The sequence below is a fragment of the Aeromonas sp. 1805 genome (genome assembly GCF_013085525.1).
Lineage (GTDB): Bacteria > Pseudomonadota > Gammaproteobacteria > Enterobacterales > Aeromonadaceae > Aeromonas > Aeromonas hydrophila.
The window spans coordinates 1761752-1781990 of sequence record NZ_CP038515.1 but is presented as its reverse complement, the minus strand read 5'-3'; the positions used below and the strand labels follow the sequence as shown (position 1 = coordinate 1781990).

Sequence of the window (20239 nt, the reverse complement as noted above, 5' to 3'; positions counted from 1 at the left end):
ACCAGCGCGGCACCGGGCTGTCAGTGGATGACGCCGTCTGACTCGTCAAACACCAGCTCTTCCATCTGCTGGTAGGCATTTTCACTGCCCGGTACGTTGAACAGCACCATCATGACGACCCACTTCAGATCGTCCAGCTCGATATCCGGTTTATCAAGCTCGAGCAGGCGCTCGATGCAGATTTCGCGGGTTTCGGCATTGAGTACCTGGGCTTGTTCCAGAAACAGCAGGAAACCGCGGCACTCGGTACTGAGGCGTGCCAGTTCTTGTGGAGCATAGATACGCATGGAGCCTTGAGCGCTGGCGGCCACGTAGACCTCCCGCTCGCTGTCATGCAGGTTGGCCAGCCGCTCCAGCCAGTTGAGCGCCTTCTCGATCTCGTCTTTGTCGAAACCTGCCCGGCTCAGTTCGTCGGTGAGTTCATTCTGCTCGACCATCACATCTGCATCGCTGTGGATGTAGGTCTCGAAAAGGTACATCAATACATCAAACATGATTCGCCCTCCTCGCTCTGACGTATCCACCGGCTACCGCTATCACTGCACCGGCCAGCTCCAGCTCTACCAACCTGCCCAATACCACTTCGACAGGAAGCTGGGACCGTTCGGCAACGGTATCCACGCTCGTGGTCTCATAATCTACGTTATCCAACAAATCGGCATAAGGCAATTCGCTATTATTCGAATGCTCAGACAAGTCAGCCACTTGCTGCAGCAGACCGACAAATCCGGGCAGCTCTTCCACTATATCGGCCGCGCTCAATACAAGTTTGGCCCCCTGCTGGATTAATTTGTTGCAACCCAGTGCCTGCGCGTTTTGCGGGGCACCTGGGACGGCAAAGACCTCTCGCCCCTGTTCCAATGCATAACGGGCCGTGATGAGCGAACCACTCTGCTCGGCCGCCTCTACCACCAGAGTACCCAGCGACAAGCCACTGATGATGCGATTGCGCCGTGGAAAGTGTTCGGCCAGCGGTCCCTTGTCGGGCGCCAGCTCGGAGATAAGCAAGCCGCCCCGCGCCAGGATTTCCATAGCCAACCCCTGATGACGCTTCGGGTAGAGGCAGTCGAGCCCTGAGCCCAGCACGGCCAGCGTAGTCCCCCCTGCCGCCAGCGCCTGCTGATGACACACCCCATCGATGCCAAGCGCCAGTCCGGAGGTGATGGCCAGCCCGCAGGCGACCAGCTCACTGCAGAGGCGGGCAGCATTGTCCTTGCCGGCATAGGTGGGATGGCGTGTGCCGACCATCGCCAGCTGAGGAACAGACAGAGCAGCCAGGTTGCCACGGCAGTAGAGCAGCAGCGGGGCGGCGGGGATCTCTTTGAGCAAAGCGGGGTAGGCGGGGTCATCCGGACACAGGAGATGATTGCCGGGCTCGGCGGCCCAGCTCAGTGCCTGCTCGACAACCGGCTGGGGCCACCTCATCTGCTGGATTTGAGTGCTCTGCAGACCAAGAGCTCGCAAGGTGCCGTCGTCGGCGTCGAACAGGGTGACGATGTCACCGCCAAAATGGGCCAGCAGGCGAGCGGCGGTGACCGGACCAATGCCGGTGACGGCATCCAGCGTCAACCACAGCGCGAGTCGCCCGGATGGAAGAGGCACGTCAGAAGTTGCTGACCTGATAACCGGTGCTGACCATGTCCTGACTCTGCAGGATCAGGCCATAACTCAGCTTGTCGTACACCTTGAACAACATGACCCGGGCCACGGCCTCCGACGGCAGGGGTGGCTTGCCGGTCGAATAGAACGCCTTGTCATAGACCGAGGAGTACTCCCGATAGGCGACCTTGCCATTCTTGCTCACCAGCCGGGCGCCGGGCCGCAGTATCTCCAGCACATCACCGGGGGCAACCTGATCACGCATGCCCTTGTTGATGAGCACGACGTCGAACTTGCCGCCACCGCGGGCCTTGCTCGGCAAATCGACGATATAGCCGGGCGAGATGACGGGGGCAGCCTTGGGAGTGAACACGGCGGAGAGGCTCTCCTGCGGCGGGAACGGCATCAGCTTGTCGCCCTGATACACCTCGCGCTGGTTGTGGCTGAGGGTAACCCGGGTGCGGCCGTCCGGCAGCAGGGCTTCCGCCCTGGCCGTGCCAACGAAGACCGCCTCTTGCCCCAGCTGCTCACCACTCTTCTTGTCTTTGTAGATGGTCCCCGGATGATAGATGCCATAGTCCTGACCCGGGATCAGCGAGCCCTGTACGTAGAGGGTATCCCCCTCCAGCATGCCAATGTGTGCCTCATCATTGCCCAACACATAAGGCAGCTGCTTTGCCTGCTGGCTGTCAGCCAGAATATGGTCGGTTTGCAGGAAAGGGCCGATCTCGCTGAGCGGCAGGGTTGGAATGGGGTTGGCCTTGTTCTCGTAACGACTCTTGGGAGAGAGACGAACAACCTGCTTGCCGCCCTGCATCGCCTTGCCAAGCCGCGGCTCGCCGTTGACCCAACTCAGGTGCAGCACGTCGCCCGGGTAGATCCAGTGTGGATTGGCGATCTGCGGGTTGATGTTCCAGAGCCTTGGCCATAGCCAGGGCTCTGCCAGATACTGGCCGGAAATATCCCAGAGGGTATCGCCTTTTTGCACCACATAGGTCTCGGGATAACCCGCTTTCAGTTTCAGCTGGTCTGCCAGCACGCCCTGGCTCAGGGTGGCCAACAGACAGGCGAGGATGGTTTGCTTCAGATACATAACACTCCCTGTTACTTCTGCGCGCAAAGTGTTGCTGTTTTTTGTCGGCGTAAATGACTAGAATTACGCCAATATTGACTGCATTTATACGAAACTAAAGAAAAAACTATGGCCATTCTAGATGTATTGCGTTTCCCCGATGAACGTCTGCGTACCGTCGCAGCCCCTGTCGAGACCTTTACACCCGAGTTACAACACATTGTAGATGATATGTTCGAAACCATGTACGCGGAGGAAGGCATCGGCCTCGCCGCCACTCAGGTCGACATTCATCAGCGCATCATAGTGATCGATGTCTCTGAAAACCGTGAAGATCCTCTGGTATTGATCAACCCCGAGATCATCGAACAGGCCGGCAGCACCGGCATCGAGGAAGGGTGCCTCTCCGTGCCCGGCAGCCGTGCCCTGGTGCCCCGCGCCGAGTGGGTCAAGGTGCGCGCCCTGGATCGCCACGGCAAGGCATTCGAGCTGGAAGCAGACGATCTGCTCGCCATCTGCATCCAGCATGAGATGGACCATCTGGTCGGCAAGCTGTTTGTGGATTACCTGTCCCCGCTCAAGCGCCAGCGCATTCGCCAGAAGCTGGAAAAGATGGCCCGTGAAGATCGCAAAGTCCTCTGAGGATCTGCCCCATTGAATAAGCTGAAACTGATTTTTGCCGGTACTCCCGACTTCGCCGCCCGTCACCTGGCGGCGTTGTTGTCTTCCGACCACGAGGTCGTCGCCGTTTATACCCAGCCCGACAAGCCTGCCGGCCGCGGCCAGAAGCTCACCGCCAGCCCGGTCAAGGAGCTGGCGCTGGCCCACAATCTGCCGGTCTATCAACCCGCCTCCCTGCGCAAGGAAGAGGCCCAGGCCGAGCTGGCCGCCCTTGGCGCCGACCTGATGGTGGTGGTGGCCTACGGCCTGATCCTGCCCAAGGCCGTGCTCGATACCCCACGGCTGGGTTGCATCAACGTGCACGGCTCACTGCTACCGCGCTGGCGCGGTGCCGCCCCGATCCAGCGCTCCATCTGGGCGGGCGATGCCGAAACCGGCGTCACCATCATGCAGATGGATGTGGGGCTGGATACCGGCGCCATGATCCGCAAGGTGAGCTGCCCCATCGCCGCCGATGAAACCTCTGCCAGCCTCTATGACAAGCTGGCCGGACTGGGCCCGCAGGCGTTGGTCGACACCGTCAATGCCATGGCTGCCGGCAACACCGCCGCCGAAGCGCAGGACGATGCACTCGCCAACTACGCCGAGAAGCTCTCCAAGGAGGAGGCCCGCATCGACTGGTCGATGGAGGCCGTCGCCATCGAGCGCTGCATCCGCGCTTTCAACCCCTGGCCCATCAGCTGGTTTGAAGTCACCGGCCAGACCGTCAAGGTATGGCAGGCCGAGGTCGTCGCACAGGATCACGGCCAGGCGGCCGGTACCCTGCTCAAGGCTGACAAACAGGGGATCGACATCGCCACCGGCAAGGGTGTGCTGCGCCTGCTGACCCTGCAGCCGCCCGGCAAGAAGGCCATGTCTGTGACGGACCTGCTCAACTCTCGCCGCGACTGGTTTGAACCCGGCACGCAATTGAATTGAACTGAATTGACACAAGGCGGGGCCCAGGCCCCGACTTGCGCATCTAAGGTAACACTATGAAAACACGCGCACAGGCTGCTCTCGTCATTCAACAGGTGCTGGATCAGGGCCAGTCCCTCTCCGCCGTCCTGCCTGCTGCCCAGGAGAAGGTTGCGCCCCGCGATCGCGCCCTCCTGCAAGAACTCTGCTATGGCACCCTGCGCTGGCTGCCCCGCCTTGATGCGGCGGTCGGCGAGATGATGGACAAGCCGCTCAAGAACAAGAGCCGCATCTTCCACTACCTGATCCTGGTCGGTCTCTATCAGCTCATCTACACCCGCATTCCGGCTCACGCCGCGGTGGCCGAGACCGTCAACGCCGTCAAACTGCTCAAGGGCACTTCCTTGCGCGGCCTCATCAACGGTGTGCTGCGCAACTTCCAGCGCAGCGCCGAAGTCATTCTGCTGCGCATCGACCGTGTCCCCAGCATTCGTCTCGGCCACCCGGAGTGGCTCACCAAGCGGCTGCGCCAGGCCTATCCGGATGAGTGGGAATTCATCATGGAGGCCAACAACCAGCGCCCCCCCATGTGGATCCGCAACAACAGCCAGCGCCAGAGCCGCGAGCAGATGCTGGCCCGCATGGCCGAGGCCGGCATCAATGCGATGGCCGGTGAAGAGGGTGAGGATTGCATCCTGCTGGAACGTCCCTGCGACGTGACCAAGCTGCCCGGCTTCGAGGTCGGCGACTGCTCGGTACAGGATGGCGCAGCACAACAAGCTGCCGCGCTGCTCGACCCGCAGCCGGGCGAGTGGGTGCTGGATGCCTGCGCCGCCCCCGGAGGCAAGACCGCCCACCTGCTGGAGCGCCAGCCCGCACTGGCCGGCGTGGTGGCGGTCGATGCCGACGACAACCGCCTCAAGCGGGTGCAGGAGAACCTGGATCGCATCGGCCTCACCGCCAAGGTGATCCACGGCGATGCCAGCACACCGGATCTGTGGTGGCCAGAGGGTCAGTTCGACCGCATCCTGCTGGATGCCCCCTGCTCCGCCACCGGCGTCATCCGCCGTCACCCCGACATCAAGTGGCTGCGCCGGGATCAGGACATCCGCGAGCTGGCCGAGCTGCAACACCGCATTCTCGGCGCCCTCTGGTCGAAACTGAAAAGCGGCGGTACTCTGCTGTATGCCACCTGCTCCGTGCTGCCGGAAGAGAACCGCGACCAGATCCGCGCCTTCCTCGCGGCCACCCCGGACGCCACTCTGGTGCCGCTGCATGCGCAGGACACCCCGGAGTGTCCGGGTCGCCAGTTCCTGCCGGGCGAGGCCGAGATGGACGGCTTCTACTATGCCAAGCTGATCAAGCGGTAAGCAGGGCCATCATCACGACGGGTGTCGCTTGCGGCACCCATTACTGCCCAACATCGAGCGCGCTTTCCCTATGAGATTCATCCTGTTGATGACCGTCCCCACGCACCCTGGCCGCCGTTGCAACGGCGACTCTCATGAGGCCGTCCTATGAAGATCATCATTCTGGGCGCCGGTCAGGTCGGCGGCACCCTGGCCGAGAACCTGGCCGGCGAGAACAACGACATCACCATAGTCGACACCGACAGCGACCGGCTGCGCGAGCTGCAGGACAAGTTCGACCTGCGGGTGGTGAACGGCCATGGCGCCCATCCCAAGGTGCTGCGTGAAGCAGGTGCCCAGGATGCCGACATGCTGGTCGCGGTCACCAACAGCGACGAGACCAACATGGTCGCCTGCCAGGTGGCCTACTCCCTGTTCAACACCCCCAACAAGGTGGCGCGGATCCGCTCGCCGGCCTATCTGGTGGAGCGTGATCGACTGTTCCTGCCCGAATCCGTGCCGGTGGATCACCTGATCGCCCCCGAGCAGCTGGTGACCGACTATGTGCGTCGGCTGATCGAGTACCCGGGCGCCCTGCAGGTGGTGGACTTCGCTGGCGGCAAGGTGGGTCTGGTGGCGGTCAAGGCCTACTACGGCGGTCCGCTGGTGGGCAACGCCCTCTCCACCCTGCGGGATCACATGCCCAACATCGAGACCCGGGTGGCGGCAATCTTCCGTCAGGGCCGCTCCATCCGCCCACAGGGCACCACCATCATCGAGGCCGATGACGAGGTGTTCTTCGTGGCGGCGGCGGGCCATATCCGCGCCGTGATGTCGGAGCTGCAACGGCTCGAGAGCCCCTACCGGCGCATCATGATCGTCGGCGGCGGCAACATCGGTGCCGGCCTCGCCCGCCAGCTGGAGAAGCGCTACAGCGTCAAGCTGATCGAGCGCAACCAGAAGCGGGCGGAGCAGCTCTCCGAGGTACTGGAAAACACCATCGTCTTCTGCGGCGACGCGGCGGATCAGGAGTTGCTGGCGGAGGAGCACATCGACCAGATCGACGTCTTCATCGCGGTGACCAACGAGGACGAGGCCAACATCATGTCGGCCCTGCTCGCCAAGAAGATGGGTGCCAAGAAGACCATGGTGCTGATCCAGCGCAGCGCCTACGTGGATCTGGTACAGGGCGGTTCCATCGACATCGCCATCTCGCCCCAGCAGGCCACCATATCGGCCCTGCTGACCCACGTGCGCCGGGCCGACATCGCCAACGTCTACAGCCTGCGCCGCGGCGCGGCCGAAGCCATCGAGGCGATCGCCCACGGGGACGAGAACACCTCCAAGGTGGTCGGCAAGACGGTGGGCGAGCTCAAGCTGCCGCCCGGCACCACCATCGGCGCCATCGTGCGCGGTGACGAGGTGCTGATCGCCCACGACCGGACCCAGATCCAGCAGGATGACCATGTGGTGATGTTCCTGGTGGACAAGAAGTACATCCCGGAAGTGGAACGCCTGTTCCAGCCAAGTCCCTTCTTCCTGTAATCTGCCCATGCACCCAGGCAGCACAACCCAGACCCGGCACAGCCTCTACCAGGGATTGTCCGGGTCTTTTGTCAATCAACGACCAGGTTATCTTGCATGATCAAGCTGCGTCCCATCATCTTCACCCTCGGGCTGGTGCTCTCCAAGCTGGCCCTGTTCATGTGGCTGCCCACCCTGCTGGCCCTGCTGACCGGTTCCGAGGGGTTCGTCGAGTTCTTGAAATCCGTGCTGATCACCCACGGTGCCGCCCTGCTCTGCCTGCATTACGGCCGCAAGGCGGTGTTCCACCTCGGCGTGCGGGAGATGTTCCTGCTCACCACCTCGGTCTGGGTGGTGGCCTGCATCTTCGGCGCCCTGCCCTTCTTCTTCATCAACCACATCGACTTCACCGACGCCTACTTCGAGACCATGTCGGGGGTCACCACCACCGGCTCCACCGTGCTGTCGGGGCTCGACGGCATGGCCCACAGCATACTGCTGTGGCGCTCCATCCTGCAGTGGCTGGGCGGGGTGGGCTTCATCGTGATGGCGGTGGCGGTGCTGCCCTACCTCAACGTGGGCGGCATGAAGCTGTTCCAGACCGAGAGCTCGGATTGGTCCGACAAGAGTGCGCCGCGCGCCAAGACGGTGGCCAACAACATAGTGCTGGTCTATCTGGTGCTCTCCATGCTCTGCTTCCTGGCCTACTGGGTGAGCGGCATGACCCTGTTCGAGGCGGTCAACCACTCGATGACCACCCTCAGCACCGGCGGCTACTCCACCTCCGATCAATCCATGTCCCACTTCTCCAACTCGGCACACTGGATCGGTACCGTCTTCATGTTCCTCGGCGGCCTGCCCTTCCTGCTCTACGTGCAGAGCCTGAGCCGGCGCGACAACAGCCTGCTCAAGGATGCCCAGGTCCAGGGTTTCTTCTGGCTGGTGGTCTGGGTCACTGTGGTGGTCACTTTCTATCTGTGGCTAAGGGACATCTACGGCTTCATGGATGCCCTGCGCATCAGCTGCTTCAACATCGTCTCCGTGCTCACCACCACCGGCTTCGGGCTCGGTGACTTCGGCACCTGGGGCCCGCTCACCAGCATCATCTTCATCATCCTGCTGGCCCTCGGCGCCTGCTCCGGCTCCACCGCCGGCGGCCTCAAGATCTTCCGGGTACAGGTGGCGTTCGCCCTGTTCAAGAAGCAGATGCGCCAGCTGATGCACCCCTCCGGCGTCTTCCCGCAGAAGTACAACGGCCGCCCGGTCAACGACGCCATCATCCGCTCGATGATCTCGTTCGTGCTGGCCTACTTCGCCGTCATCCTGCTGATCGCCGCCCTGCTCGCCGCCATCGGGCTGGATCCCCTGACCGCCATCTCGGGCTCCATCACCGCCGTGGCCAACGTGGGTCCGGGCATGGGACCGGTCATCGGCCCCAGCACCAACTTCGCCACCCTGCCCGACTCGGCCAAGTGGATCCTGTCGTTCGGCATGCTGCTGGGACGGCTCGAGATCCTGACCGTGGCGGTGCTCTTCTTCCCCTCCTTCTGGAAGCAGTAACCAGCGAGTTCGCGAGATCGAATGGCGAAGGGTATCAAGACGAAGAAATGCAGAAGGGCAGCCACTGGCTGCCCTTCTTGTTGCATGAAGCATGAGGCCCCGCCTCACTCGGCCGGGTCTTCCCGCTCCAGCGCCCGGTTGACCAGCGGTTCGGGCAGGGTCTTGGTCACCTCCACCCCCAGCTCGCGAAAGCGCTCCACCTGGGCGATCAGGTTGCCGCGCCCGTTGACCAGCCGCCCCATCGCCTTGTCGTAGCTCTCCTGTGCCCGGTGCAGGCTGCCACCCAGCTGCTGCATCTCCTCCACGAACAGCCGCAGCTTCTCGTAGAGGCGGCCGGCCCGCTCGGCGATCTGGCGGGCATTCTGGTTCTGCCGCTCGTAACGCCACAGGTTCTCTATGGTGCGCAGCGCCACCATCAGGTTGGTGGGGCTCACCAGCAGGATGTTGTTGTCGAGCCCGAATCGCACCAGCGAGGGATCGGCCTCCACCGCGGTGAGGAAGGCGGGCTCCACCGCCACGAACATCAGCACGTAATCGAGGGTGCGCACCCCGGGCAGCTGCTGGTAATCCTTGCGGCCCAGCTCGCGGATGTGGTTGCGCACCGAGGCGACGTGCTCTTTCAGCGCCACCGCCTTCTCCAGCTCGTCATCGCTGTTGTACCAGCGCTCGTAGGCGGTCAGCGACACCTTGGCGTCGATGATGATGTCCTTGTCCTGCGGCAGGTGAACGATGACGTCAGGCTGATAGCGCTTGCCCTTGTCCACCTCGATGTTGACCTGGGTGTGGTACTCGTGGCCTTCGCGCAGGCCGCATTCGCTGAGGATCCGCGCCAGCACCACCTCGCCCCAGTTGCCCTGCTGCTTGCTGTCGCCCTTGAGGGCGCGGGTCAGCGCCGCCGCCTCCTCGGTCATGCGGGCGTTGAGCTCGGCCAGGCGCTCCAGCTCGAACTTGAGGCTGTGGCGCTGGGCCGTCTCCTGGGCGTGGGTTTCCCCCACCTGGCGGCGAAAGCCCTCGAGCTGCTCTTTCAGCGGCGTCAGCAGCAGATCCAGGCTGTTCTGGTTCAGTTCGCGGAAGTTGCCCGAGTTTTGCTCGAAGATCCGGTTGGCGAGGTTCTCGAACTGCTGGCTGAGGCGCTGCTCCGCCTCCTGTTGCAGTTGCAGCTTCTCGGCGGCGGCCAGCCGCTCGCTGCGCAGGGTGGCTTCGGCATCCTTGAGACGGGCGGTGAGCTTGATGAGCAGGGTCTGCTGCTGCTCCAGCTTCTGCTGGCCCTGCAGCTTTTCATCCTGCAGCTCGTCACAGCGATCCTGCAGCGCCTGCTGGCGCTCCTCGCTCAGCAGCACCTGTTGGGCCAGCTGGGCCGCACCACGCCGGCCCACCAGCCAGCCGAGACCGACCGCCAGCACGGCGCCAGCCAGCAGCAGGCTCCAGAGCCCGGGCTCGATCATTTGCGGCTCCGTTGACGCAGAAAGAGTTCGAGATAGCGGTTGAGCAGCAGCCAGAGCAGCACGTAGAGCAGATAGGCGGCCAGCACCACCCACTTGTGACTGTTAACTCCGGTGTCGAGCTCGACGAATTCGATCCCCTTGATGCGGCAGTAGCCCCACATCAGCAAGGGGAAGACATAGAGCAGAGAAGCACGCCACAGAAATAACCACATGAGTTCATTCAATCCTGCAAAAAGACCCGCCTAGCTTACACAAGGGCAACCCGGCTTGCGATCCTGGCCGGCGCTATTCTCTGGCTTGCGAAGGGAAACTTGGATAAAATTAACCCCTAATAGGTACTAGGGGTGAGCATGACTCATTTTTTCTGTCGCTGGCTGACGCAAGCATTGGGGGGCTCTCGCAAACCGGAGGTGGTTTGTCACGAAGCGCGTCCCCCCTGGGCCATCGAAGAGTCCCAGTTCCTCTCTCTCTGCTCCCGCTGCGGTGAATGCTTCAAGGCCTGTCCCAACGGCCTGCTCAAACCGGCCAACCAGCCCGAATATGACGACACCCCCATTGCCGGCACGCCCGTGCTGGATCTCGCCTGCGGCCAGTGCAGCTACTGCGGCAGCTGCGCCAGGGCCTGTCCGACCGGCGCCCTCGATCTGCAGCTGGGTCGTCAGGTGCAGACCCGGGTGCGGATCGAGGCCAGCTGCCAGGCCCGGCAGGGCTTCTACTGCCTGCTGTGTGAAGATGCCTGCCCCCAGCAGGCGATCAAGGCCACCGCCGACGGCGTCAGCATCAACATGGCGGCCTGCGACGGCTGCGGCGCCTGCGGTCTCGCCTGCCTGCACGGCGCCATCACCCTGATCCCCCAGCTCTGAGCCCAAACCCCGGACATGACAAAGGGGCCCGTGGGCCCCTTTGTCATGCTTGCCTGGCTTATGCCATGGCCAGAATCGAATCCTGTTCGATGCCGAGCAGGTGGCAGAGCCGAGTCGGATCGCGCACCGCATCGGCCAGGGTGTACTCCCCCAGCACCTCGAGGAAGGCGTTCATGGCGCGGCGCAGAATACCCTGGATGCGGCAGCCACCGGAGAGGCGGCAGTTCTCGCGCTTGCAGTCCACCGGGCAGAGCACGTGCTCCATGTCCATCACCACGTCACGCAGGTTGATGGAGACGGCGGAGCGGCCGAGGCGGATGCCGCCATGCTTGCCACGCACCGTCTCTATGTACCCCTTGATGCCGAGCTGATGCACTATCTTGACCACGTGGTTGCGGGAGATGGCAAAGGTATCGGCCACCTCGGTGATGGTCGACAGGCGATCTCCCGGCTGGACCGCCAGAAAAGTCAGGGTACGCAGGGCATAGTCGGTAAATCGTGTCAGTTGCATGGTCGCACTTGCCTCTTACTACAAGTCAGAAATCAGGACGACAACCTAAAGCTAAGAGGCGGGGAAGCGCTTGCGCCCGCGCAAGGTCCGCATCTTAATCTGAGTCGTGGAATGACAAGGTTAAGAGCAGCTCAGGCGGGTGTCGATGAAGATGCACATAAATCGACACTTTCTTTGATTGATCGCAAACTTGCAGGGTTAGTCCAAGGTTTTGGGGGGTTATGGCGGTTAAATTCGCCGGTTTTCCCCTCCGCCTCGGCCCGTACAAGGCGACCTCATCGGCAACAGTTCATGGCGGCTCAGTGCGGCTGCCTGAGCCAGTTTTTCAGGGCGCTGGAGGGGATGGAACTCTCGGAGGCGACCGCGAAGGCACCCCAGTCCACCGCGCACTGCAGCGCATCCCGGATCGCCATGCCCCGTGCCAGCCCGTGGATCAGGCCGCCGGCGAAGGCATCCCCCGCCCCCGTGGTGTCCACCACCGACACCGGCCGCGCCGCCACCCGGATCTGCTCCTCGCCGTGAATGGCCACCGCCCCCGCCTTGCCTTCGGTCAACACCAGCCAGGCCAGCTGCTCGCCGGCGATCTGGCGGGCATGCTGCCAGGGGTCGTCCACCTCGCCGAGGTCGGAGCGGGAGGCCACCAGCACGTGGCAGGGGCGACGCGCCTGGCCGCCCTTGGGATACTGGGCCACCACGAAGCTCTTGCCGAGCATCTGGCGCATGTAGCCGATGATGGCGGTACCCGGATAATTCACATAGAGGCAGTCCACCCCCTCGCTCGGCAGATCCCCCGGCAGATCCGGGCGCCGTGGCCGCCTGAGGATGGTGCGCTCGCCGGTGGAGTCCACCAGGATCAGCAGCTCGCCGGTCTCGCCGCCAAAGCGCTCAACATGGCTGCAGTCCAGGCCATAACCCGCCGCCTGCTCCAGCAGCCAGTCACCGGTTTCGTCCAGCCCGATGCGCGAGGCGATGGTCACCTCGTGGCCGGCCCACACCAGCCCGATGCCGGTGTTGGCGGCGCCACCGCCAAGCCGGCGGCCCTGATCCAGGTATTGCAGGCGGGCACCGGCCATCAGGGGTTCGGAGAGGGAGAGCACGTGATCACAGTTGAGATTGGCGAGCAGCAGAATGCGGGACATGAAGAGACCTCACTGACAGGGGAGCCCAGTATATGAGAAAGGGCCGTGGCGGCCCTCCCTGAAATCGCGGGGTTTGTGAGCCCGCTCGACGTTTGTCGAGCGGGCGCGCGACGGCTGCGTCAGCCCAGTACCGACTCGGCGCTGACGTACTCGTAGCCGAGCGCCTGCGCCACCGCCGCCTGGGTGATCTTGCCCTTGAACACGTTCAGACCGGCTCGCAGGTGGCGATCGTCCTGCAGCGCCCGGGCATAGCCCTTGTCGGCCAGCGCCAGCACGAACGGCAGGGTGGCGTTGGTCAGCGCGAAGGTGGAGGTGCGCGCCACCCCGCCCGGCATGTTGGCCACGCAGTAGTGGATGATGCCGTCCACCACGTAGGTGGGCTCCTCGTGGGTGGTCGGGTGGGAGGTCTCGAAACAGCCGCCCTGATCGATGGCCACGTCCACCAGCACCGAGCCCTTGCGCATCAGCTTGAGCATGTCGCGGGTCAGCAGCTTGGGCGCCGCCGCTCCCGGGATCAGCACGGCACCGATCACCAGGTCAGCCTGGGCGATGCACGCCTCTATATTGGTGCGGGTGGAGTAGAGGGTCTTGAGGGCCGGGCCGTACAGGCTGTCCAGCTCCCGCAGCCGCGGCAGGGAGCGATCCAGGATGGTGACGTCGGCCCCCAGTCCCAGCGCCATGCGCGCCGAGTTGACGCCGACCACCCCGCCGCCCAGCACCACCACCTTGGCGGGCGCCACCGCAGGCACCCCGCCCAGCAGGGTGCCGTTGCCTCCCTGCGCCTTCTCCAGGCTGTGGGCGCCGGCCTGGATCGCCATCCGCCCCGCCACCTCGGACATGGGCGCCAGCAGCGGCAGGCCGCCGCGCTCGTCGGTCACCGTCTCGTAGGCGATGGCCACCGCCCCCGAGTGCACCAGCAGCTGGGTCTGCACCGGGTCCGGCGCCAGGTGCAGGTAGGTGAACAGCAGCTGACCCGGCCTGAGCAGTTCGCACTCCTCCGGCTGGGGCTCCTTCACCTTCACTATCATCTCGGCCCGGGCGAAGATCTCCGCCGCGCTGGCCACCAGTTCGGCACCGGCTGCCTGGTACTCGGCGTCGGACAACCCGATCGCCTCGCCTCCCTGCTGCTGCACCAGCACCTTGTGTCCCCGGGCCGTCAGCTCCTGCACTCCGGCGGGAGTCATGCCGACCCGATATTCATGGTTTTTGATTTCCTTGGGTACGCCAATAATCATGCTCGCTCTCCTGCTGTGATCCCGCCGGCGGCCGTGTCGGTGCCGGGCAGGATGCCCAAAAATTGCAACAACCACTGCATCATGGTGGCCGAATCCACCTCTCCCTCCAGCGAGGAGAGGCTGCGCTGGTAACGATCGTCCGGCAGCAGATCACGCCGCCGCTCGATCAGCGCCCGGTTGTACGCCACCGAGAATTCCGGATGTCCCTGGATGGCCACTATGTGGTCACCCTGCAAAAACATGAAATTGGGACAAAAATCATTGCCCGCCAGCCGGATCGCGCCCGGCGGCAGCTGCTCGACCTGATCCTGGTGGCTGGCCAGGATCCGGATGGTCTCGAGCCCCGGCTCCATCCAGGGTTGCCGCGCCAGCATGGGATGAACCGACACCCCCAGCCCCCAACCCTTGGTGGACTTCATCACCTCGCCCCCCAGCGCCTGGGCGATCACCTGGTGGCCGAAGCAGACCCCGGCCAGCTTGACGTCGGCATCGTGGGCGCGCCGGATCCAGTCGCGCAGCGCCCGGATCCAGGGGATGTCGCTGTAGGCATCGTGGCGCGAGCCGGTGATGAGCCAGGCATCGCACTCGTGCAGATCGGCCGGCAGCTCGCCATCGAGCGCCGACCAGACCCGAAACTCCAGCCCGGGGGCCAGTGCCCGGAAGCCCTTGATAAACATCTCGGAGTAAACGGGGCCGAAATCCCCCACCAAGTCGGGGTCCAGCCGGTCACAATCGAGAATTCCCAGTCGCATCTGTTACTCCTTCACAGTGATAGCGGCGAACGAAGGTGGATTCCTGCCACCGGGCCATGTCCGGGCTAGCTGCTGCATGGTTGATTACTTCATGGTCGGCATGGAGAACTCCGCGCCCGCCCGCAGGCTCTGGGGCCAGCGGGCAGTCACCGTCTTCATCCGGGTATAGAAGCGCACCCCATCCGGCCCGTGCATGTTGAGCGGCCCGAAGATGGACCGCTTCCAGCCACCAAAGCTGTGAAACGCCATGGGCACCGGGATGGGAACGTTCACCCCTACCATACCGACCTGTACGCGGGCGGTGAAGTCCCGCGCGGTATCGCCGTCACAGGTGAAGATGGCGGTGCCGTTGCCGTACTCGTGTTCGTTGATGAGCTTGAGCGCCGTCTCGTAGTCCGGCGCCCGCACGATGGCCAGCACCGGGCCGAAGATCTCCTCCCGGTAGATGCGCATCTCGGGGCCGACCCGGTCGAACAGGCTGCCGCCGATGAAGTAACCCTCGCCGTGGCTCAGGCCCCGACCGTCCACCACCAGCTCGGCCCCCTCGGCCACCCCCTGATCCACATAGCCGCGCACCTTGGCCAGGTGCTCGCGGCTGATGAGCGGCCCCATCTCGTTCTCCGGGCTCTGGCCCAGCCCCGGGCCCACCCGCAGCGCCGCCACCAGCGGCGACAGCCTGGCCACCAGCGCATCAGCCGTCTCATCCCCCACCACCACGGCCACCGAAATGGCCATGCAGCGCTCGCCGGCCGCACCATAGGCCGCCCCCATCAGGGCGGAGACCGCCAGCTCGAGATCCGCATCCGGCATCACCAGCATGTGGTTCTTGGCACCGCCCAGCGCCTGCACCCGCTTGCCGTGGGCCGAGGCGGTGGCATAGATGTACTGGGCGATGGGAGTGGAGCCGACGAACGACACGGCACCGACCCGCGGGTCGGTCAGCAGCACGTCCACCACCTCCTTGTCGCCGTTGACCACGTTGAGCACCCCGTCCGGCAGACCCGCCTGCTTGAGCAGCTCGGCCATGCGCAGGGAGAGGGAGGGATCCTTCTCGGACGGCTTGAGAATGAAGGTGTTGCCGCAGGCGATGGCCACCGGGAACATCCACAGCGGCACCATGGCCGGGAAGTTGAACGGAGTGATGCCGGCGCAAACCCCCACCGGCTGCATCATGGAGTGGCTGTCGACCCCGCGGCCCACGTTGAGGGAGTGCTCCCCCTTGAGCAGATGGGGAATGCCGCAGGCAAACTCCACCACCTCGAGACCGCGGGTCAGCTCGCCCTGAGCGTCGGAGAACACCTTGCCGTGCTCGCGACTGATCAGCCTCGCCAGATCATCTCTGTGCTGCTCCATCAGCTCCTTGAAGCGAAACAGCACCCGGGCCCGTACCAGCGGCGGGGTCTGCGCCCAGTCGGCCAGGGCGCGCTCGGCGCTGGCGATGGCACCCTGGCACTCGGCGGCGGTGCTGAGCACCACCTGGCCCTGCTGCTGGCCGGTGGCCGGGTTGAAGATGGCCCCGAAGCGCTCGCTGCGGCTCTCGGTCGTCTCGCCGTCGATGAAGTTGCTGACCCTGTATGTCATAAATCCTCCGTGATGGGTTATGCGTGCCTGCCCGCGCCGCCCTGGGGAGCAGGCACGGGCAAGTGGCGCCGCGACGGGCGCCATCAACCGGTTAAAAGTCAGTCCTGGGCCTGCAGGGCGTCCTGCAGCAGGGTGAAGAGATCGTCGATCTGGCTGCGCTCGATGATGAGGGGCGGCGACAGGGCGATGATGTCGCCGGTGACCCGAATAAGCGCCCCCTTCTCGAAGCAGCGCACGAACACCTCGTAGGCGCGTTTGCCCGGCGCATCTGGCATGGATTCGAGCTCGATGCCCGCTACCAGCCCGTAGTTGCGCACATCCTTCACGTGCTTGCAGCCCTTGAGCGAATGGGCAGCCTCCTCCCAGTAGCCCGCCAGATCGGCGGCGCGGCTCAGCAGGTTCTCGTTGCGATAGATCTCGAGGGTCGCGAGGCCCGCAGCGGCGGCCACCGGATGGCCGGAGTAGGTGTAGCCGTGGAACAGCTCGATGGCCCCCTTGCCGGCCGCCATCATGTCGTTATAGATGGCGTTGCTCACCAGCACGGCCCCCATGGGGATGGCGCCGTTGGTCAGTCCCTTGGCGCAGGTGATCATGTCGGGGATGACGTCGAACTCCTGGGCGGCGAAGGGGGCGCCGAGGCGGCCGAAACCGGTGATCACTTCGTCGAAGATCAGCAGGATGCCGTGTTTGGTGCAGATCTCCCGCAGCCGCTTGAGGTAGCCTTTGGGGGGCATCAGCACGCCGGTACTGCCGGCGATGGGCTCGACAATCACCGCCGCTATGTTGCTGGCATCGTGCAGGAAGACGATCTTCTCCAGCTCGTCGGCCAGCGCCACATCCTCCTCGGGCAGCCCCTTGGTGAAGGCATTCTTGGCGATGTTGAGGGTATGGGGCAGGTGATCCACCCCGGTCAGCAGGGAGCCGAACCACTTGCGGTTGCCGGGAATGCCGCCTACCGAGATGCCGCCGAAGCCGACCCCGTGGTAACCGCGCTCACGGCCGATCAGCCGGGTACGGGTGCCCTGGCCGCGCGCCCGCTGCCAGGCCAGCGCAATCTTGAGCGCGGTATCCACCGATTCCGAACCGGAGTTGGTATAGAAGACGTGGCCGAGCCCCTTGGGGGCAATCTCCACCAGCCGGTTGGCCAGCTCGAACGGCAGGGGGTGCCCCATCTGGAACGTAGGGGCAAAATCGAGGTGGGAAATCTGCTGGGAAACCGCCTCGGCAATCTCGCGCCGACCATGACCCGCGTTGCAACACCAGAGCCCGGCAGTGCCATCCAGTATCTTGCGGCCATCCTCTGAGTGATAATACATCCCCTCTGCCGACTTCAGGATGCGCGGCGCCGCCTTGAACTGCTGGTTGGCGGTGAACGGCATCCAGAAAGCCGACATGTCGGAGGGGGTATTGATGTCGCTGATCGGTTTCATGGTCACCTCATCCTTAAGGTGTTTAGTAACTATCGGCCAATGCCTATTAAATTAAACACCTGAAATCTTAAAAAAGGGCTCAAACTTGCCCCACATGGTATCACCCGGCTAGCTGCTCTGAGCGGGGTGGTATAAGATATTTAACACAAATTTAATAATAGTAAACAGTCAAGGAGTGTCTATCGATGGATATCGGTCACCGCCTCAAGGCGGTTCGCACCAAGGCGGCCCTCTCCCAGCGCGAGCTGGCGAAACGCTCCGGTGTGACCAACGGCTTTATCTCCCAGATCGAGAAAAATCAGGTGAGCCCCTCGGTCGCTTCTCTGCGCAAGGTGCTGGAAGGAATTCCCATGTCGCTGGCCACCTTCTTCACCGATGAGACGGAGATGGACTCCGAGGTGATCTTCCGCGCCGCCGACATGCCGGATCTCGGTACCCACCCCATCAGCTACCGCCTGGTGGGCCACAGCCGCGCCAACCGTGCCATCGGCATGATGCAGGAGATACTGCCACCGGGCGCCGACACGGGTGACGACATGCTGAGCCACGAAGGCGAAGAGTGCGGCATCGTCATCCAGGGCCAGGTGGAGGTCACCGTCGGCGAGCAGGTCTACCTGCTGACGCCGGGAGACGGCTACTACTTCGACAGCCGCACCCCGCACCGTTTCCGCAATGTGGATGAGCACGAATGCGTGCTGATCTCGGCCAACACCCCCGCCAGTTTCTAAGCCATGAGAGGGGAGATCCCGCCCCTTGGCGGACCCGGCACAGCGACCAGCCCCTTCGCACCGGCCTCTGCTTCGGCAGGCGCCGACGGCCCGCGCTTGCGGTGCGGTTTGCCCCGCCGGATACCCTCGCCGGAACGGATTCCGGATGAGGCCAAATTGGCAAAGTGTTTAACGAATTGTTACAAGATGGATTTACAAGCGGCAGGATGTTTAGCATATTGATACGCGGAAACTGACTTTTTGCCGGTTCAAGGAGTGAACATGAGTGACCTGACCCTGGCCCAGTGGCAACACAAGGCCTCCCACCTGACCCTGCCCTCGCAAGCCTTCATCGACGGCAGCTACCGGGACGCCATCAACGGCGCCACCTTCGACTGCATCAACCCGGCCAACGGCAAGCTGCTGACCAAGGTCGCCGCCTGCGACGCCGCCGATGCCGAACTGGCGGTGCAGGCTGCCCGCGCCGCCTTCGACGACAAACGCTGGAGCGGTCTGCCGCCCAAGCAGCGCAAGCAGATCCTGCAGCGCTTCGCCGAGCTGATGCGGCTCAACAAGGTGGAGCTGGCGCTGCTGGAGTCGCTCGACATGGGCAAGCCCATCGGCGACGCCATGGGCTATGACGCCCCCGCCGCCGCCAACTGCATCGCCTGGAACGCCGAAGCCATCGACAAGATTTACGATCAGGTCGCGCCGGTCGAGGAGTCCGCCCTGGCGCTGGTGACCCGCGAGCCGCTCGGGGTGGTCGCCGCCATTGTGCCGTGGAACTTCCCGCTGGTGATGGCCTGCTGGAAGCTGGGACCGGCGCTCGCCACCGGCAACTCGGTGATCCTCAAACCCTCCGAGAAATCCCCGCTCACCGCCCTGCGCATCGCAGGTCTGGCCAAGGAGGCCGGCATCCCCGACGGCGTGTTCAACGTGCTGCCCGGCTTTGGCCATACCGTGGGCGAAGCGCTGGCCATGCACATGGACGTGGACTGCATTACCTTCACCGGCTCCACCAAGATCGGCAAGCATCTGGTGCAGTGCTCCGGCAAGTCGAACCTCAAGCGCGCCTTTATGGAGTGCGGCGGCAAGAGCCCCAACATCATACTGGCGGATGCGCCGGATCTGGACGCCGCCGCCAAAAGCGCGGCCGGCGCCATCTTCTACAACCAGGGCGAGGTGTGTACCGCCGCCTCCCGCCTGCTGGTGCAAAACAGCATCAAACCGCAGTTCATGGACCGGCTACTGGCCCATGCCCGCGAATGGATCTCGGCCAACCCGCTCGACCCTGCCACCCGCGTCGGCGCCATGGTGGACCATATCCAGATGGAGCAGGTGCTCAACTACATCGCCATCGGCCAGCAGGAGGGCGCCAAGCTGCTGCTGGGAGGCAAGCGCACCAATACCGAGAGCGGCGGCTTCTACATCGAGCCCACCATCTTCGACGAGGTGACCCCCGAGATGCGCATCTTCCGCGAGGAGATCTTCGGCCCCGTGCTGGCGGTGACCGGCTTCGACACGCTGGAAGAGGCCATCGCGCTCGGCAACGACACCGACTATGGCCTGGCCGCCGCGATCTGGACGGCGGATCTCAACAAGGCGGTGAAAGGCTCCCGCGCCCTGCGCGCCGGCACCGTGTTCGTCAACAACTGGGATGGCGGCGACATGACCATGCCGTTCGGCGGCTTCAAGCAGTCCGGCAACGGTCGCGACAAGTCACTGCATGCGCTGGAGAAGTACACCGAGCTGAAAAGCACCTGGATCCAGCTCGAATAGCATCAGAAATGACGCTTATCTGCGAATTGGGGGGAGAAATCCCCCTTTTTCATTTTTGCCCTTTCATCGCCGGCCTCAATCGATATAATCATCAAATAGACAAGCCCTTAAATAT

Annotated in this window: 19 protein-coding genes; 8 read left to right on the top strand and 11 right to left on the bottom strand. The window is 63.7% G+C overall.

The window, feature by feature from the left end; genetic code table 11:
• Positions 1-20: 20 nt before the first annotated feature.
• From E5E96_RS08435 to E5E96_RS08425, 3 genes are read right to left on the bottom strand one after another with little or no spacing between them, the layout of a single operon-like run.
• A complete protein-coding gene (locus E5E96_RS08435) occupies positions 21-494 on the bottom strand; it encodes a DUF494 family protein (protein WP_011704269.1) in 474 nt (157 codons plus the stop codon).
• On the bottom strand, positions 487-1602 hold the full coding sequence (dprA, locus tag E5E96_RS08430; protein ID WP_171281926.1) for a DNA-processing protein DprA: 1116 nt from the start codon (positions 1600-1602) through the stop codon (positions 487-489). The genes E5E96_RS08435 and dprA overlap by 8 nt, the downstream gene beginning before the upstream one ends.
• A gap of 1 nt (position 1603) precedes the next feature.
• On the bottom strand, positions 1604-2692 hold the full coding sequence (locus tag E5E96_RS08425; protein WP_103828399.1) for a LysM peptidoglycan-binding domain-containing protein: 1089 nt from the start codon (positions 2690-2692) through the stop codon (positions 1604-1606).
• A gap of 108 nt (positions 2693-2800) precedes the next feature.
• Between E5E96_RS08425 and def the strand changes: the two genes are divergently transcribed.
• The 5 genes from def (at position 2801) to E5E96_RS08400 (ending at position 8682) form a co-directional block, all read left to right on the top strand.
• Positions 2801-3313: a peptide deformylase gene (gene def, locus E5E96_RS08420; protein WP_011704266.1), complete on the top strand. Its 513-nt coding sequence runs from the start codon at positions 2801-2803 to the stop codon at positions 3311-3313.
• 12 nt (positions 3314-3325) lie between these two features.
• Complete coding sequence (gene fmt / locus E5E96_RS08415; protein ID WP_171281925.1) at positions 3326-4270, top strand: methionyl-tRNA formyltransferase; 945 nt, start codon at positions 3326-3328, stop codon at positions 4268-4270.
• A 56-nt stretch (positions 4271-4326) separates the two neighbouring features.
• Positions 4327-5619, top strand: a complete 1293-nt coding sequence (gene rsmB / locus E5E96_RS08410) for a 16S rRNA (cytosine(967)-C(5))-methyltransferase RsmB (protein WP_017410576.1) — start codon at positions 4327-4329, stop codon at positions 5617-5619.
• 147 nt (positions 5620-5766) lie between these two features.
• Positions 5767-7143 (top strand): Trk system potassium transporter TrkA, encoded by a 1377-nt coding sequence (gene trkA / locus E5E96_RS08405; protein ID WP_011704263.1) that lies wholly within the window; start codon positions 5767-5769, stop codon positions 7141-7143.
• A 96-nt stretch (positions 7144-7239) separates the two neighbouring features.
• Positions 7240-8682, top strand: a complete 1443-nt coding sequence (locus E5E96_RS08400; RefSeq protein WP_024944658.1) for a TrkH family potassium uptake protein — start codon at positions 7240-7242, stop codon at positions 8680-8682.
• 104 nt (positions 8683-8786) lie between these two features.
• Here the strand turns inward: E5E96_RS08400 and rmuC are convergent, their stop codons facing one another.
• Positions 8787-10127, bottom strand: coding sequence for a DNA recombination protein RmuC (gene rmuC / locus E5E96_RS08395; RefSeq protein WP_050490333.1), 1341 nt, complete (start codon positions 10125-10127; stop codon positions 8787-8789).
• Positions 10124-10339, bottom strand: coding sequence for a hypothetical protein (locus E5E96_RS08390; RefSeq protein ID WP_016349071.1), 216 nt, complete (start codon positions 10337-10339; stop codon positions 10124-10126). The genes rmuC and E5E96_RS08390 overlap by 4 nt, the downstream gene beginning before the upstream one ends.
• Positions 10340-10477: 138 nt before the next feature.
• Between E5E96_RS08390 and E5E96_RS08385 the strand changes: the two genes are divergently transcribed.
• A complete protein-coding gene (locus tag E5E96_RS08385) occupies positions 10478-10990 on the top strand; it encodes a ferredoxin-type protein NapF (RefSeq protein WP_011704259.1) in 513 nt (170 codons plus the stop codon).
• Positions 10991-11048: 58 nt separating this feature from the next.
• Here E5E96_RS08385 and E5E96_RS08380 read toward each other — a convergent pair whose 3' ends face one another.
• The 6 genes from E5E96_RS08380 to E5E96_RS08355 form a co-directional block, all read right to left on the bottom strand.
• On the bottom strand, positions 11049-11501 hold the full coding sequence (locus tag E5E96_RS08380; protein ID WP_011704258.1) for an Rrf2 family transcriptional regulator: 453 nt from the start codon (positions 11499-11501) through the stop codon (positions 11049-11051).
• Between the two features lie 299 nt (positions 11502-11800).
• A complete protein-coding gene (locus tag E5E96_RS08375) occupies positions 11801-12640 on the bottom strand; it encodes a PfkB family carbohydrate kinase (RefSeq protein WP_171281924.1) in 840 nt (279 codons plus the stop codon).
• Positions 12641-12759: 119 nt separating this feature from the next.
• On the bottom strand, positions 12760-13875 hold the full coding sequence (ald, locus tag E5E96_RS08370; protein ID WP_017410574.1) for an alanine dehydrogenase: 1116 nt from the start codon (positions 13873-13875) through the stop codon (positions 12760-12762).
• Positions 13872-14627, bottom strand: coding sequence for a glutamine amidotransferase (locus E5E96_RS08365; protein WP_171281923.1), 756 nt, complete (start codon positions 14625-14627; stop codon positions 13872-13874). Before E5E96_RS08365 ends, ald begins: the two co-directional genes overlap by 4 nt.
• Positions 14628-14711: 84 nt before the next feature.
• The gene (locus tag E5E96_RS08360) at positions 14712-16208 is read right to left on the bottom strand and encodes a CoA-acylating methylmalonate-semialdehyde dehydrogenase (protein ID WP_171281922.1); all 1497 of its coding nucleotides are present in this window, start codon (positions 16206-16208) and stop codon (positions 14712-14714) included.
• A gap of 98 nt (positions 16209-16306) precedes the next feature.
• Positions 16307-17638, bottom strand: a complete 1332-nt coding sequence (locus tag E5E96_RS08355; protein ID WP_171281921.1) for an aspartate aminotransferase family protein — start codon at positions 17636-17638, stop codon at positions 16307-16309.
• 185 nt (positions 17639-17823) lie between these two features.
• Here E5E96_RS08355 and E5E96_RS08350 point away from each other — a divergent pair, with 185 nt between their 5' ends.
• Positions 17824-18366, top strand: coding sequence for a cupin domain-containing protein (locus E5E96_RS08350; protein WP_011704252.1), 543 nt, complete (start codon positions 17824-17826; stop codon positions 18364-18366).
• A gap of 261 nt (positions 18367-18627) precedes the next feature.
• Complete coding sequence (locus E5E96_RS08345; protein ID WP_171281920.1) at positions 18628-20124, top strand: aldehyde dehydrogenase; 1497 nt, start codon at positions 18628-18630, stop codon at positions 20122-20124.
• Positions 20125-20239: the final 115 nt, after the last annotated feature.

What these genes read in the sequence shown, in the direction of transcription:
- E5E96_RS08435 (WP_011704269.1), bottom strand. Translation starts at nt 494, where the DNA reads ATGTTTGATGTATTGATGTACCTTTTCGAGACCTACATCCACAGCGAT.
- E5E96_RS08425 (WP_103828399.1), bottom strand. Translation starts at nt 2,692, where the DNA reads ATGTATCTGAAGCAAACCATCCTCGCCTGTCTGTTGGCCACCCTGAGC.
- def (WP_011704266.1), top strand. Translation starts at nt 2,801, where the DNA reads ATGGCCATTCTAGATGTATTGCGTTTCCCCGATGAACGTCTGCGTACC.
- rsmB (WP_017410576.1), top strand. Translation starts at nt 4,327, where the DNA reads ATGAAAACACGCGCACAGGCTGCTCTCGTCATTCAACAGGTGCTGGAT.
- trkA (WP_011704263.1), top strand. Translation starts at nt 5,767, where the DNA reads ATGAAGATCATCATTCTGGGCGCCGGTCAGGTCGGCGGCACCCTGGCC.
- E5E96_RS08400 (WP_024944658.1), top strand. Translation starts at nt 7,240, where the DNA reads ATGATCAAGCTGCGTCCCATCATCTTCACCCTCGGGCTGGTGCTCTCC.
- rmuC (WP_050490333.1), bottom strand. Translation starts at nt 10,127, where the DNA reads ATGATCGAGCCCGGGCTCTGGAGCCTGCTGCTGGCTGGCGCCGTGCTG.
- E5E96_RS08390 (WP_016349071.1), bottom strand. Translation starts at nt 10,339, where the DNA reads ATGTGGTTATTTCTGTGGCGTGCTTCTCTGCTCTATGTCTTCCCCTTG.
- E5E96_RS08385 (WP_011704259.1), top strand. Translation starts at nt 10,478, where the DNA reads ATGACTCATTTTTTCTGTCGCTGGCTGACGCAAGCATTGGGGGGCTCT.
- E5E96_RS08380 (WP_011704258.1), bottom strand. Translation starts at nt 11,501, where the DNA reads ATGCAACTGACACGATTTACCGACTATGCCCTGCGTACCCTGACTTTT.
- E5E96_RS08375 (WP_171281924.1), bottom strand. Translation starts at nt 12,640, where the DNA reads ATGTCCCGCATTCTGCTGCTCGCCAATCTCAACTGTGATCACGTGCTC.
- ald (WP_017410574.1), bottom strand. Translation starts at nt 13,875, where the DNA reads ATGATTATTGGCGTACCCAAGGAAATCAAAAACCATGAATATCGGGTC.
- E5E96_RS08365 (WP_171281923.1), bottom strand. Translation starts at nt 14,627, where the DNA reads ATGCGACTGGGAATTCTCGATTGTGACCGGCTGGACCCCGACTTGGTG.
- E5E96_RS08360 (WP_171281922.1), bottom strand. Translation starts at nt 16,208, where the DNA reads ATGACATACAGGGTCAGCAACTTCATCGACGGCGAGACGACCGAGAGC.
- E5E96_RS08355 (WP_171281921.1), bottom strand. Translation starts at nt 17,638, where the DNA reads ATGAAACCGATCAGCGACATCAATACCCCCTCCGACATGTCGGCTTTC.
- E5E96_RS08350 (WP_011704252.1), top strand. Translation starts at nt 17,824, where the DNA reads ATGGATATCGGTCACCGCCTCAAGGCGGTTCGCACCAAGGCGGCCCTC.
- E5E96_RS08345 (WP_171281920.1), top strand. Translation starts at nt 18,628, where the DNA reads ATGAGTGACCTGACCCTGGCCCAGTGGCAACACAAGGCCTCCCACCTG.